We start from the raw sequence: 13,220 nt of genomic DNA, 5'->3' as shown, positions 1-13,220 counted from the left end.
TTGGGTGGCCTTTTTGGAATTTACAGATTTAACCACTTTTTAAATTCAGCAGCTTTATTTTTCCCAATAATAATGTCTACCTCAGACTTTGGTTTTACCAAAAGCTTAAGCTGGTTGTTCCCATATCTAATTATTTTTTCCAACGAGATAATGGAAACAATAAATTGTCTATTGGCCCTAAAGAAAAAACTGTTATCCAAGTCTGAATATATCTCGTCCAAACTAGAATTTGTCGTGGATTTTTTCCCCTGCATATCTACAACATACGTTATCGTATTTTCTGTATAGATATAGGCAATTTGATCCAGAGGAACGGATAAGAGCTCATTACGCAGATACGTCAACAGCCTTTTTTTTCCGCTGTCCTTTTGATTTAAGCTCTCTTCCGGAGTAATTGCTTTTTCCTCATTTTTGTCCGCAACCACTCTTTTTTGATAGCTACCTATATCTTTGTTCAACTTTGCCAGATTGATGATTTCTGTTTCCAGGGTTTCGTTTTTGAGTTCCAGTTTTTTCTCATACTTGCTACCGATGATTCTAAAACTTATAACGCTACCCAGAACTATGGCAAAACCCATTAGCCCAAATAAGGTATAGAACCTGTTTTTTATATCGATTAGTTGTTTTTTGATTCCTCCCGTATTGGCATGTCCCGCGATTATCCAATCAGAATTTGGTACGGCACCAAGTGCAATTAAGTGGGACTGCGTGGGTGTGGAGTTGCTTACTATTTCATAGAAATTTCCTAGCCCCACTTCACTGTTCATGCTAAACCCAGAAGAATCGTCGTTGGCCACCAATGTACCCACTAATGTAATGTCTGGATGGACAATTCTTTTGCCGGACCAATCCAAGACGCTCATAAAACTATTTTGGTTGTTAGAATTTTTGATGGTTGCCTGTAAGTGTTGTTGAATGTCCGTGGTATTGATTCCGTTGGAAAACTGAAAACCTACAAGGGACGCAAATTCATTGGTATTTCTTTTAATGGATTCCAACTGTACGGAAAGCATCTGCTCTGCGCTCAATTTCACAAAATACTTGGCAGATATGCCTCCAATAATTATAAAGAGAAGGGATATCGCTAAAAAGGTGTAGAGGTAAAGACGATCTTTCCGCATGTTAAGATATTAAGTGATGCTAAATATAGTGAACATGACCATTCTTGGGGGATAAAAAAAGATATGTCCTTCTAAGGTCAGTGTTTATAGGCAATTCCAGAATTCACTTTTAAACCCCATAATTCCTGTTCAACCAGTTTTACTCGTTTTAGGGTGTTTCTTCTGCCTTCTTTTGTCCTGTGATTGAAAACAAATAAAAAACGTATAACAATTTAAAACAAGTATCATGAAAAGAAATCTATTAAAAATTACGGCGCTGTCATTTTTAGCGTTTGCATGTACAGAGGATGATGTAGTGCAGGAAATTGAGGAAACAAATCCACCAATAGAGACGGGCCAAGCGCGTTTGGTCATTAATGAGGTAGAGTACCTTGGAAATAGGGTCGAGATTTTTAACGCAGGGGACGCAGCAGCGGACGTTTCTGGCCATTGGTTCTGTTTTGGGCCGGGAGAATATGCCCAAATTAGTGATCTTCAAAGGGAGGGCGACTTAAATGTAGCTCCGGGACAATACCTTTCTGTCTCATTGGATAAGCCAAGGGAAGCAGGTGGCCTAGGGCTTTATTCTGTTAACCAATTTACCAATGCCGATGCCATTGTGGATTTTGTTCAATGGGGTGCGGCAGGAAACCCGCGTGAAAGTGTAGCGGTAGAGGCAGGTATCTGGACCGCTGGTGAGTTTGTGCCAGTACAACGTAGTGCGGAAAACAGTATTATATTTGATGGTGACGGGCAAGGAGCCGCCAATTGGTCAGAAACTACCTCCATCACTATAGGTGCGGAAAATGTACTAACCATGCCGGAGGCCTTAAAGCAATCCATTGTCATCAACGAAGTTCAGTATGGTAATTTAAATTATATAGAATTATACAACAACGGTGATACGGGCATTGACCTTTCCAATTATTGGTTATGTCTGGGTCCCGGACAGTATGCCCAAATTGGTAATCTATCGCCAAAATCCGGTGATATCAATTTGGAATCAGGTAACTATGTGGTGCTTCCAATGAATATGCCCGATACACAAGGTGGTTTGGGACTATATTCCACAAATCAGTTTACCAATGCAGAAGCGATTGTTGATTTTGTTCAATGGGGTGCCGCCGGAAGCGCACGTGAGAACGTAGCGGTAGAGGCAGGTATCTGGACCACAGGGGATTTTGTGCCAACCGTGGGCTTGTCTGCCAGTATGGAATATGATGGTGAAGGGGATGCGGCAACAGATTGGGCTCCCGAGGCTATTCCTTCATTGGGGGAACCTAACGATGCTGCGGTAAAAACCACTGTTTTTAATGTGACCATAAGTAATGTGATCAACTATTTAAACGTACACACGTTCACTACCCCAGTTGGTCAGTCCAATCCAGGTCCTTTAACGGAAGAGGGAGGTCAGTATCAAATTCAATTCCAAGCTGTTCCTGGAACTAGGTTTACACCAGTGACCATGATGGGAAATAGTAACGATTGGTTTTTGGCGCCCGAAGATTTAAATGGGATAGCATTATGGAGCAATGGTGCGGCACTAAATGGTGTTGACATTGCTAGTGAATTGATTCTTTATGATTTAGGTACTGAGGCCGATAATGATCCGGCCACTTTCCCACCCGCAGGTGCCAATGTAGGTCCTGCAGATGCCAATCCTTTGGTCAGAGTCGTGGAGGGAAATAGCAATAGAGGGGATTTTTACTTGTCTGCCATATTGGATTATACCCCAGGAAACGGTACTGAGGCCGGTACATTTACTTTAACCATTACCAAAAAGGCAACCAACTTTGTGGTAACCCCTGGAATAGCTGTGTTACACGCATTGGCCAATCCATTATTTACATTGGGTGAGCAAGATAGAGGTGTTGGTTTGGAAGCTATAGCCGAAGACGGGAATCCAATGCCGCTATACAATTGGTTTACGGAAACTGGTACCCAGGGTACGCCATTACGTTTGGCCTCTTCTTTGAGTGTGTTTTCCCCGGGAGTGGTGTATGCGTTTAATGGTGAGAGTGATCCATTAGTGGGCCAAGGTCAAGAAAATAATTCTGAAAACGGACTGGAAGAAATCGCAGAAGATGGAAATAACGCTGTAGCTATGGAATATCTAAGGGCAAAAGGCGTCCCAGTCGCCGCAAGCAATGAAATGGCGCCTGTTGGTCCCGGTGGTGAACTTACCTTTACCTTGGAAGTTCCTGATGGACAGAATTTTAAATTTGGTTTTGCCACTATGTTTGTTGCCAGTAATGATTGGTTCCTATCTTATAATAACGCAGGTTTTCCCTTATTTGATGAAGCGGGCGCGCCCGTATCTGGCTTTGGGGCAAGTGAAAAGTCTTACTTGTATGATTCTGGTACGGAAGTAGATGAGCCAGTTGGTTTTGGCATGAACCAAGCCCCAAGACAAAGTGCCGCCAATCAAGGTGGGGCAGATGACAATCCCTTGATTAGAAGGGTAAGTGCCCTAACAGATGTTCAATTTGGAAAAGGTACCATTTCCAGTGGACCTGGGGTTGTCTGGCTGCAAGACCCTAGAGGTGGTTATAACCTTGTTCGTGTTGAAATCAGACCACAATAAGAAGTTTTTTTGGTGTTTTAGTTTGGGAAGGGGCCGTTCTTTTTGGAACGGCCCTTTTTTGCTACCCTAACCTTACTGTATTGCCTATTTACAAATAAAAGGTAACTTTAAAAAACTTTGCAAGATGCCAGAACTTAAAAAACGTAATATCTCCACCGTTGGGGATACTTCCTTTACCAAACTTAAGCTTACCAAGCCTCCAGAATACGCAGCTGGCCTAACGGCGTTGCAAACAACGGTTGCGCACCTAAACAAAGAATCTGGGGTGTTTAAATCGCTGGCTACCTTGGGTAAAATGAACCAAAAAGATGGTTTTGATTGTCCCGGATGTGCATGGCCAGACCCTGAGGAGCCTTCCAAGCTTGGGGAATATTGTGAAAATGGTGCTAAGGCCATTGCAGAGGAAACCACTTTTGAGCGTGCCAATGCCGATTTTTTTGCAACATATTCCGTTGAGAAAATGTCCCAGTGGACAGATATGCAGATTGGGAAGAGTGGCCGTTTAACAGAACCCATGGTCCTAAGGCCGGACTCTGTGAATTATGAACCTATTTCCTGGGAAGATGCTTTTGGGCTGGTTGCCCAGCAATTACATCAATTGGACTCACCGGACCAAGCTATTTTTTATACCTCGGGTAGGTCCAGTAATGAAGCTGCGTTTTTGTACGGCTTGTTTGTACGTGCCTTTGGTACCAACAATATGCCAGATTGTTCCAATATGTGCCACGAATCCAGTGGTGTTGCACTGACAGAAACGCTTGGTATTGGAAAGGGTTCCGTTACCTTGGACGATCTGTATGAAGCTGAGGTGGTCATGGTCATTGGCCAAAATCCCGGCACCAACCATCCTAGAATGCTTTCCGCATTGGAAAAGTGCAAGAAGAACGGGGGTAAAATAATAACTGTTAACCCGCTGGAAGAAGCTGGGTTGGTTCGATTTAAAAATCCACAAAAAATAAATGGAATCCTAGGTTCTGGAACTAGCCTGACGGATGTTTTTTTGCAAGTAAAGATTAATGAGGATGTTGCCTTGTTAAAACTTATAATGAAACGTTTATTGGCCATGGAGAGAGGTGGCTCCAAAGTTTTTGATACGGAATTTATTGCTTCAAAAACTGCCGGATATCAAGAATTACAGGCAGATTTGGACCGTTATGATGAAATGGAACTATTGGAACGTTGCGGTGTACCTTCAGATATCATAGACCTGGCCGTTTCCATTTTAGCGGAACGGAAAAGAATTATTATTTGTTGGGCCATGGGACTCACCCAACATAAGAACGGGGTGGATAATATTAGAGAATGTGTTAATCTGCTATTGTTGAAAGGAAGCATTGGTAAAAGAGGGGCGGGAACCTGCCCAGTTCGGGGACATAGCAATGTGCAGGGCGATCGCAGCGTTGGAATCATGCACCACGTTTCCAAACCTTTAAACCAAGCCTTGAAAAAAGTGTTTGGTTTTGATGCCCCAGAAAAGGAGGGATTGGACACAGTAGGCTGCGTAAAAGCCATGTATAGGGGAGATGCCAAAATTTTTGTTGCACTGGGCGGCAATTTTGTGTCTGCCGTATCCGATACCAACTACACCGCCCAAGCCCTGCAAAACTGTGATTTAACGGTCTCCATTGCCACCAAATTAAATAGGGGACACTTGATTACCGGTAAAACGGCCCTTATTCTTCCTACTTTAGGCCGTACAGAGCGTGACGCCTACAATAGTAAGACCCGTTTTGTGACCGTTGAGAACAGTATGGGGAAAGTACACCAGAGCCAAGGCGGTCGTAATCCCATTAGCGAGTACCTAAAAAGTGAACCAAGCATTGTTGCGGGCTTGGCAAATGCCTATTTTAAGGGTAATTCTTCCGTGGACTGGTTGGCCTTGGGTGCGGATTATGGCCTAATACGGGAGAAGATTTCCCAGGTTTATGAAGGCTATGAAGACTATACCAAACGTTCTAAAGGTTCTGGCTTTTATTTACCCAATAATGCTAGGGTAGGGGATTTTTCCAAGCTTCCAGGGGGTAAGGCACAGTTTTCCATAAACCAGCTAGCATCCCATAGGTTGGCAGAGGATGAATTTGTTTTAATGACCATACGGAGCCATGATCAATTCAATACCACCATTTATGATTTGAATGATAGGTATCGGGGTATTTATGGGGAGCGCAGGATTGTATTTATGAATCCCAATGATATCAAGGACAAAGGCTATGAAAAGTTGCAAGTAGTGAACCTCACGTCTTACTATCAGGGAAAACTGAGACGGGCGGTACAGTTTAAAATTGTACCATATAATATTCCCAAAGGGAATCTTGCAGCTTATTTTCCAGAAACCAATGTATTGGTACCCATAGATGAGTTTGCGACCAAAAGCAATACCCCAATTAGTAAATCTATCGTGGTAAAAATAGAAGTCTAAATCCTCTAATTAATGACATCAGTTGTTGTAGCAAAGTTTCTGCAAACAACATCATACTACAAAACCAAGACATTATGTCAAAAATCAATAGGCGGCATTTTATAAAAAAAACATCCCTCACCGCAGCTGCGGTTTCCACAATGCCAAGTTATCTTAAAGCAGGGTCAGAAATTCCTTTTAATCAGCGGTACATGGGTGGGTTTGCTGCCCCTAAGCTAGAAAACGTGCGTGCGGCGTTTATAGGTGTTGGCGCCCGTGGCGGGTACCATCTTAAATTTCTGGCCGCTTTGCCAAATACGGAGGTCGTAGCCATATGTGATGTTTATGAAGATTTGGTGAATGAAAAGATTGGATGGGTGCGTGAGGTTGCGGAAGATGGCAGGCACCAAAATATCGCATCCTATTTTGGGGATGAAAACCAATGGCGAACCATGTTAAAAGAAGTAAGGCCAGATGTTGTTTTCATAGCGACCAACTGGGCCAATCATGCGCCTATGGCCGTAGAATCTATGGAAAACGGTGCCCATGCTTTTGTAGAGGTGCCCATGGCGGTAACCCTGGATGAGCTTTGGGATATTGTCAATACTAGTGAACGTACCCAGCGCCATTGTATGATGCTGGAAAACGTGAACTATAGTAGGGACGAACTTATGTTTTTAAACATGTGCAGACAAGGTGTCATTGGGGACATCTTACATGCAGAGGCCGCTTACATCCATGAGTTGCGCTGGCAGATGGAAGAGCAGAAAAGGGGTACAGGCTCTTGGCGCACCCACCATTATGCCAATAGGAATGGAAATTTGTATCCCACCCATGGTCTTGGACCAGTGGCCCAATACATGAATTTGGCAAGGGGGGATGATATGTTTGGTATGCTTGTTTCTATGTCCACCGCTGCCAAGGGGCGGGCAGCCTATGCCAAACAGAATTACCCACCCAATCATAAATGGAACCAACTAAAGTTTAAAGGAGGGGATTTAAACACCTCCATAATCAGAACCTTAATGGGTAGGACCATAATGGTACAGTGGGATGAGACCAGCCCCAGACCTTATACCCGGCACAATCTGGTTCAGGGGACCCAAGGGATTTTAGCAGGATTTCCTACTAGGGTTGCCTTGGAAGGAGGGGTGGAGGGCCTAACCAAAGACCACCATTCTTGGGTGCAGGGCGAAGCACTCGAAAAGCTTTATGAGAAATATGACCATCCACTCTATAAAAGACTTAACCAAGCGGCCAAAGGCAGTGGACACGGCGGGATGGACGGAATCATGGTTTACCGAATCGTGGAATGTCTCCAAAAAGGACTTCCGCTAGATCAAAACGTATATGAAGGTTGTTTGTGGAGTGCCATAGCGCCACTTAGCGAACTTTCTGTCCAAGGGGTGGGCACCCCTCAGTTATTTCCCGATTTTACGAGAGGAAGATGGAAGACCACGGCACCTTTGCAAATTGTGACCTAATTTAAGCCGTTATGGAAACTTATGCGAAAGCCTTGGTTTACGCCATTCCCTTTTTTACAGGGTCGGTTTTGCTAGAAGTCTTATATGGACACTTTGTCAAGGACCAAAAGCACAGGGTAATGGACACCGTAAGTAGTCTTAGTTCCGGCTTAACCAATATCATCAAGGATTCTTTGGGCCTTGTGGTGGTTTTGGTCAGTTACCCCATATTACTAAAGCATGTGGCCCTCTTTTCTTTACAGACTTCTTGGTATGTTTGGGTATTGGCATTTATAGCGATAGACTTTGCTGGCTACTGGAATCATAGATTAAGCCACCACATCAACATTTTTTGGAATCAACATGTAATTCATCATAGCAGCGAGGAATTTAATTTGGCCTGCGCACTGCGGCAGTCCATTTCAAATGTGGTTGGATACTTTGCCTTATTATTAATTCCTGCCGCGGTGTTGGGCGTTCCCAATGACGTTATTGCCGTACTGGCGCCAATTCATCTATTTGCACAGTTTTGGTACCACACCCAACACATTGGGGAATTAGGGTGGTTAGAGTATGTTATCGTTACTCCTTCACAACATCGTGTCCACCATGCCATTAACCCAGAATACATTGATAAAAACCTTGGTCAGATTCTCTGTGTTTGGGATAGAATTTTTGGAACATTTCAAAAAGAGCTTCCAGAAGTACCACCCCAATACGGGGTGCTAATGCCAGCGGGCACTTGGAACCCTATCATCATCAATTTTCAACATCTGTGGAGATTGGTTCTAGATGCATGGCGAACCCAGAGTTGGTGGGATAAATTGCGTATCTGGTTTATGCCCACGGGTTGGCGTCCTTTGGATATGATGGAAAAATATCCCATTGCCGCGATCAAAGATGTATATCAATTTAAAAAATATGGACCCCAAGTGTCCATGGCTTTACAGGGATACGCAATTTTTCAATTGCTGGTGAGCACTGCGCTGCTGCTGTTTATGTTTTACAACTATGGAGAAATTGGCTTTAAACAACTGCTGGTATTTGGCGCTTTTGTTTTTATTGGTATATACGGATATACCGCACTTATGGATAAAAAAACCTATGCTCTTTGGATTGAGTTGGTCAGAAGTGTGGCAGGAATGTTGGTAGTTGTATTAACGGGTGATTGGTTTGGTATTAATGCTTATTTTGGTTACGGAAGTATTATGGTGTTTCTCTATTTTACCGTTACGCTTATTGCCGGGATCTACTTTACAATTTTTGAAAGTTTAGACAACCCAAATGGTTATGTAGCCTAGGAATTACGAAGTTCTTTGTCTACCAAGGCAATATAATTCTCCATGGCCTCTTTCCTACTAATATTCTGTGCCTGTATAAGGGCGTTGGCCTTAAATGCGTTGATCAGTGGGGTTTTGCTACCAGGGTTGTTATAATTTTTGTTGGCAATCTTGTAATAGGCATAAAGCTTTAATAGCAAATCCGCCGGAAGGGGTTCACTGTAGTTGCTAACGAAGTCCACGGCATCTTTAAAAGCTATCTGTAACGCCTTTTTCATTTATTCTTGTTTGTCTGGAAGCATGGCAATACAAGTTTTTGCACCGGTTACGGTTTGGTCTAGGGATACGCATATCTTACTATTTAAAGGTAAAAATAAATCTACCCTTGAACCAAATTTAATAAACCCAGCGTCTTGTCCCTGGATTACTTGTTGTCCTTCCTCTGCATAATTTACAATGCGCCGGGCCAAGGCACCTGCAATTTGTCTGTATAATATTTCACCAAACTTTGGGGTTCTGATAACCACGGTGGTACGTTCGTTTTCTGTACTGGATTTTGGGTGCCAAGCCACCAGATACTTCCCTGGATGGTATTTGCTATAGGTTATGGTGCCGCTGGCCGCATACCTGGTTACATGAACGTTTATTGGGGACATAAAGATGGAAACCTGTCTTCGCTTACCTTTAAAATATTCAGTTTCCTCAACTTCTTCAATTACCACTACCTTTCCGTCCACAGGGGCAAGAATCTCATCAAAATTTGGAGTTACCTTGCGCGATGGGTTTCTAAAGAATTGTAAAATAAGAATGAGAAAGGTCAAGGCAACTACCTGCAGCAATACACGTAACCATGGAACGTCAATAAAGAATTGCGATGCCAAAATGGCTATGGCAACCAAAATAAAGGTTAACAAAATTATTTTCTGTCCTTCTCTATGAAACATAAAAAAATAGTTTTAACGTAAAATATGCAAAAGGTGCCGCAAAAATTAAACTATCCAACCGATCCCAAATTCCACCGTGGCCAGGAAGAATTGCGCCGCTATCCTTAACACCGGCCATGCGCTTAAACTTGGACTGCAGCAAATCGCCAAAAGCACCCATGACCACAATGATGACCGCCAACCCAATCCATTGGGCAATATTAATTTTGGATTCTATCATGGACAGCAGGTACGCTGCTATCAACGCAAAAATAAGTCCTCCCAAGGATCCTTCAATGGTTTTTTTAGGGGAAACTGACGGAAATAGCTTTGTTTTACCAATGGTGCGGCCTACTGCATACGCAAAAGTGTCACTTACCCATATCAAGACAAAAATCCCAGCTATCAACAATTTGGCAAATTCATTGTCATTATAAGGAATCATCGTCAAAAAAATAAAACCTCCAGAAATATAAAAAATACCGATGAGGTAGAGATGGATGGTGGAAAATGGTTTTTTTTTCTTTGAGAAGAGGAAAAATAACAAGGCAATATCTATGATAAGGGTGATGGCCAACAAGATGAGTACAGGCAATTCATCATGAATCAAATAAATATAAGCCCACCATAGTGCCAAATAAGCAATGAAGATGTAATACCCCTTAATTCCTACAATGCGCTTGTACTCATAAAGGCAGCCAAGGCCAAAAGCCATGAATAAAAAATCAAACGCATCAGAATTTAGAAAAACAGTGGATAACAAAAGAACAACGTAAACTATGCCGGTAAGGGATCGTCTTAAAAGTTCTTTCATTGTTAGTAGTCTTCTAACAGCAAAAGATATACATTTTTTGTAGCACTGCCGTAGGATAGAAAATCATTTTTATTTTCTGAAGTGAGCTCAAAATGTTTTAGGGTAGTAATATTATCGGGAATCTGTTTTGGGTATTTACCTTTTATGACTTGCAACCCTTTACTTATGGTGTCCACGATTTGACTAGTAGTAGCATAAACAATGAGGTGTGAGGGAAGTTCATGCAATTTTGTTTCTTTTAGCTGTTTGGAGCAAACCAAAATAGAACCGTCTTGGGCTATTAAGTGCTCGCAGGTGGTAAAAAAGACTTCTGCATCCTTACGATTGTCGGTGAAAGGAAGTTTTTCCGTCGCAAACCGTTCATTGATACGCTTGTCCAGGGTAAACAGTGGTTTGTTCTGCCAGTTATTTTCCGCTATGATGTTATGGAGGGCATCAAGGACTTCGTTGAAGTTTTCACAGTATAAAAATTTTCCACCGTTTTTTTTAAAGTATATGGTAAACTTTTCATCTATGGGTATTTTAAGATCGGGCATATGCTCTCCCCGGGTCTCCGCTGTTTCCTTTGTGACCTTTTTTCCCCCGCCAAAAAGTTTGCCAAATATCCCCATATAGGTTGTGGTGCTTTTAGGATAGCGAGGATTATTCCTTGCTATCCGCTGCTTTTACTTCGTCCTCCTCCGCTGGTTCTTCTTTTATGGTAGGTTTGGAGGATACTAATTTTGCTTCTTCAATTTCTTTTTCAAAAGGTCTTTTACCAAAGATTTTTTCTAAATCGTCCTTAAAGATAACCTCTTTGTCCAATAGGCGTTCTGCCAATTCGGTTAATTTATCTTTATGCTTCTCTAAGAGTTCAATGGCCCTTTTGTATTGCTTTTCTATAATTTTAGAGATTTCCTCATCAATGCGTTGGGCAGTTTCCTCACTGTAGGGTTTGGAAAACCCATATTCATTCTGTCCAGAGGAATCATAGTAGGTAATATTGCCCAATTCTTCGTTTAAACCATAGATAGTGACCATGGCACGTGCTTGTTTGGTTACTTTTTCCAAATCGCTTAGGGCACCGGTAGAAATTTTATTGAAAATCACTTTTTCTGCTGCACGCCCTCCCATGGTGGCACACATTTCGTCCAACATCTGATCTGGTCTAACAATCAAACGCTCTTCTGGTAAATACCAAGCAGCCCCAAGAGATTGTCCTCTTGGAACAATGGTGACCTTGACCAAAGGGGCTGCATGTTCCAACATCCAGCTTACCGTGGCATGACCCGCTTCATGGAAAGCAATGGTTTTCTTTTCTTCTTGGGTTATAATTTTATTTTTCTTTTCAAGACCTCCCACGATACGGTCCACTGCATCCAAAAAGTCTTGTTTACTAACCGCTTTTTTTTCCTTTCTGGCAGCGATTAGAGCAGCTTCATTACAAACGTTGGCTATATCCGCCCCGGAAAAACCTGGGGTTTGCTTGGCAAGAAAATCTAAATCTAAGGTTTCGGAAGTCTTTATGGGTCTTAAATGGACTTCAAAGATTTCTTTACGTTCTCTAATATCTGGTAGGTCAACGTAAATCTGCCTATCAAATCTACCCGCACGCATTAAGGCTTTGTCCAGTACATCTGCACGGTTGGTTGCGGCCAAAACAATGACATTGGTGTTGGTTCCAAAACCATCCATTTCCGTTAGGAGTTGGTTTAAGGTGTTTTCTCGCTCATCATTGGACCCCGTAAAATTGTTTTTACCCCTAGCCCTACCAATGGCATCAATTTCATCAATAAATATAATGGCCGGTGATTTATCCTTTGCTTGTTTAAACAGGTCACGCACACGGGAGGCACCAACACCTACAAACATTTCCACAAAGTCAGAACCGGACAAGGAGAAAAAGGGCACTTTAGCTTCACCTGCCACTGCTTTGGCTAGTAAAGTTTTACCAGTTCCTGGAGGCCCTACCAAAAGTGCTCCTTTGGGTATCTTGCCTCCTAAAGAGGTGTATTTGTCCGGATTCTTTAAAAATTCCACGATCTCTTCTATTTCTTCTTTGGCACCTTCTAGCCCAGCTACATCTTTAAAGGAGGTACGAGTATCGGTTTTTTCATCAAAGAGTTTTGCTTTGGATTTCCCGATATTAAAAATTTGCCCTCCTGCGCCTCCAGCACCACCACCAGACATGCGTCTCATTAAATAGATCCAAATACCAATGATAATGATAAACGGTAATAAGGAGACCAGGAAACTCCCAATTAAATCGGATTCCGTATCAAAGTCTACCGTGGTATCTAAGTTGTTTTCTGCTTTGATTTGTTTGATTTCATCTTCAAAATTTTGCAGATCACCATAGTCCAATACGTATTGCGGTACGGCTCCCGTAGATGGTAATAGTGGCTTTTCCGCAACGTCCTTGTGGACACTTTTCTGCAGCGCCTCATTGGTAAGGAAGACTTTTGCCTGTCTGGTGTTGGTGATAATGAGAATTTTCTCAATATCGCCGTTTCTCAGGTATTCTTGGACTTCGGAAGTATTCGTTTTTTTAGTGTTGGAAAAACTACTGCTGCTAAAAAACTGAAAACCAAGTATCAGTAAAGCGATGGTTCCATATATCCACCAAGCATTAAAACGAGGTTTTTTAGGGGAATTTGAATTATTTTCTTTTGCCATTAT

The 13,220-nt window shown here is 42.4% G+C and carries 10 protein-coding genes; 4 read left to right on the top strand and 6 right to left on the bottom strand.

Features of this window, described 5'->3' with window-relative positions; all coding sequences use genetic code 11:
- Positions 1 to 20: 20 nt before the first annotated feature.
- On the bottom strand, positions 21 to 1,121 hold the full coding sequence (locus I595_RS10715) for a LytR/AlgR family response regulator transcription factor (RefSeq protein ID WP_054559408.1): 1,101 nt from the start codon (positions 1,119 to 1,121) through the stop codon (positions 21 to 23).
- Between the two features lie 226 nt (positions 1,122 to 1,347).
- Here I595_RS10715 and I595_RS10710 point away from each other — a divergent pair, with 226 nt between their 5' ends.
- The 4 genes from I595_RS10710 (at position 1,348) to I595_RS10695 (ending at position 8,846) form a co-directional block, all read left to right on the top strand.
- The gene (locus I595_RS10710) at positions 1,348 to 3,684 is read left to right on the top strand and encodes a spondin domain-containing protein (RefSeq protein ID WP_054559407.1); all 2,337 of its coding nucleotides are present in this window, start codon (positions 1,348 to 1,350) and stop codon (positions 3,682 to 3,684) included.
- Positions 3,685 to 3,808: 124 nt separating this feature from the next.
- On the top strand, positions 3,809 to 6,103 hold the full coding sequence (locus I595_RS10705) for an FdhF/YdeP family oxidoreductase (RefSeq protein WP_054559406.1): 2,295 nt from the start codon (positions 3,809 to 3,811) through the stop codon (positions 6,101 to 6,103).
- A gap of 74 nt (positions 6,104 to 6,177) precedes the next feature.
- Positions 6,178 to 7,566 (top strand): Gfo/Idh/MocA family protein, encoded by a 1,389-nt coding sequence (locus tag I595_RS10700; RefSeq protein WP_054559405.1) that lies wholly within the window; start codon positions 6,178 to 6,180, stop codon positions 7,564 to 7,566.
- Positions 7,567 to 7,577: 11 nt separating this feature from the next.
- Positions 7,578 to 8,846 carry a sterol desaturase family protein gene (locus I595_RS10695; RefSeq protein WP_054559404.1) on the top strand — a complete coding sequence of 423 codons (1,269 nt, stop codon included), beginning with the start codon at positions 7,578 to 7,580 and terminating at the stop codon, positions 8,844 to 8,846.
- Here the strand turns inward: I595_RS10695 and I595_RS10690 are convergent.
- From I595_RS10690 to ftsH, 5 genes are read right to left on the bottom strand one after another with little or no spacing between them, the layout of a single operon-like run.
- Positions 8,843 to 9,103 (bottom strand): acyl-CoA-binding protein, encoded by a 261-nt coding sequence (locus tag I595_RS10690; RefSeq protein WP_054559403.1) that lies wholly within the window; start codon positions 9,101 to 9,103, stop codon positions 8,843 to 8,845. The two genes, I595_RS10695 and I595_RS10690, sit on opposite strands and share 4 nt — an antisense overlap.
- Positions 9,104 to 9,769, bottom strand: coding sequence for a phosphatidylserine decarboxylase family protein (locus I595_RS10685; protein ID WP_054559402.1), 666 nt, complete (start codon positions 9,767 to 9,769; stop codon positions 9,104 to 9,106).
- Complete coding sequence (locus I595_RS10680; protein ID WP_054559401.1) at positions 9,759 to 10,562, bottom strand: phosphatidate cytidylyltransferase; 804 nt, start codon at positions 10,560 to 10,562, stop codon at positions 9,759 to 9,761. The genes I595_RS10685 and I595_RS10680 overlap by 11 nt, the downstream gene beginning before the upstream one ends.
- A 2-nt stretch (positions 10,563 to 10,564) precedes the next feature.
- Positions 10,565 to 11,173 (bottom strand): LUD domain-containing protein, encoded by a 609-nt coding sequence (locus I595_RS10675; protein ID WP_054559400.1) that lies wholly within the window; start codon positions 11,171 to 11,173, stop codon positions 10,565 to 10,567.
- Positions 11,174 to 11,204: 31 nt separating this feature from the next.
- A complete protein-coding gene (gene ftsH / locus I595_RS10670; protein ID WP_054559399.1) occupies positions 11,205 to 13,217 on the bottom strand; it encodes an ATP-dependent zinc metalloprotease FtsH in 2,013 nt (670 codons plus the stop codon).
- Positions 13,218 to 13,220 lie beyond the last annotated feature (3 nt).

Source organism: Croceitalea dokdonensis DOKDO 023, from assembly GCF_001306415.1.
GTDB lineage: Bacteria > Bacteroidota > Bacteroidia > Flavobacteriales > Flavobacteriaceae > Croceitalea > Croceitalea dokdonensis.
This window is presented reverse-complemented; position numbering and strand designations above follow the sequence as displayed.

Bases quoted from the DNA above. Each gene is read 5' to 3' on its own strand.
- I595_RS10685 (WP_054559402.1), bottom strand. From the start codon at position 9,769: ATGTTTCATAGAGAAGGACAGAAAATAATTTTGTTAACCTTTATTTTG.
- I595_RS10715 (WP_054559408.1), bottom strand. From the start codon at position 1,121: ATGCGGAAAGATCGTCTTTACCTCTACACCTTTTTAGCGATATCCCTT.
- I595_RS10695 (WP_054559404.1), top strand. From the start codon at position 7,578: ATGGAAACTTATGCGAAAGCCTTGGTTTACGCCATTCCCTTTTTTACA.
- I595_RS10710 (WP_054559407.1), top strand. From the start codon at position 1,348: ATGAAAAGAAATCTATTAAAAATTACGGCGCTGTCATTTTTAGCGTTT.
- I595_RS10705 (WP_054559406.1), top strand. From the start codon at position 3,809: ATGCCAGAACTTAAAAAACGTAATATCTCCACCGTTGGGGATACTTCC.
- ftsH (WP_054559399.1), bottom strand. From the start codon at position 13,217: ATGGCAAAAGAAAATAATTCAAATTCCCCTAAAAAACCTCGTTTTAAT.
- I595_RS10700 (WP_054559405.1), top strand. From the start codon at position 6,178: ATGTCAAAAATCAATAGGCGGCATTTTATAAAAAAAACATCCCTCACC.
- I595_RS10675 (WP_054559400.1), bottom strand. From the start codon at position 11,173: ATGGGGATATTTGGCAAACTTTTTGGCGGGGGAAAAAAGGTCACAAAG.
- I595_RS10690 (WP_054559403.1), bottom strand. From the start codon at position 9,103: ATGAAAAAGGCGTTACAGATAGCTTTTAAAGATGCCGTGGACTTCGTT.
- I595_RS10680 (WP_054559401.1), bottom strand. From the start codon at position 10,562: ATGAAAGAACTTTTAAGACGATCCCTTACCGGCATAGTTTACGTTGTT.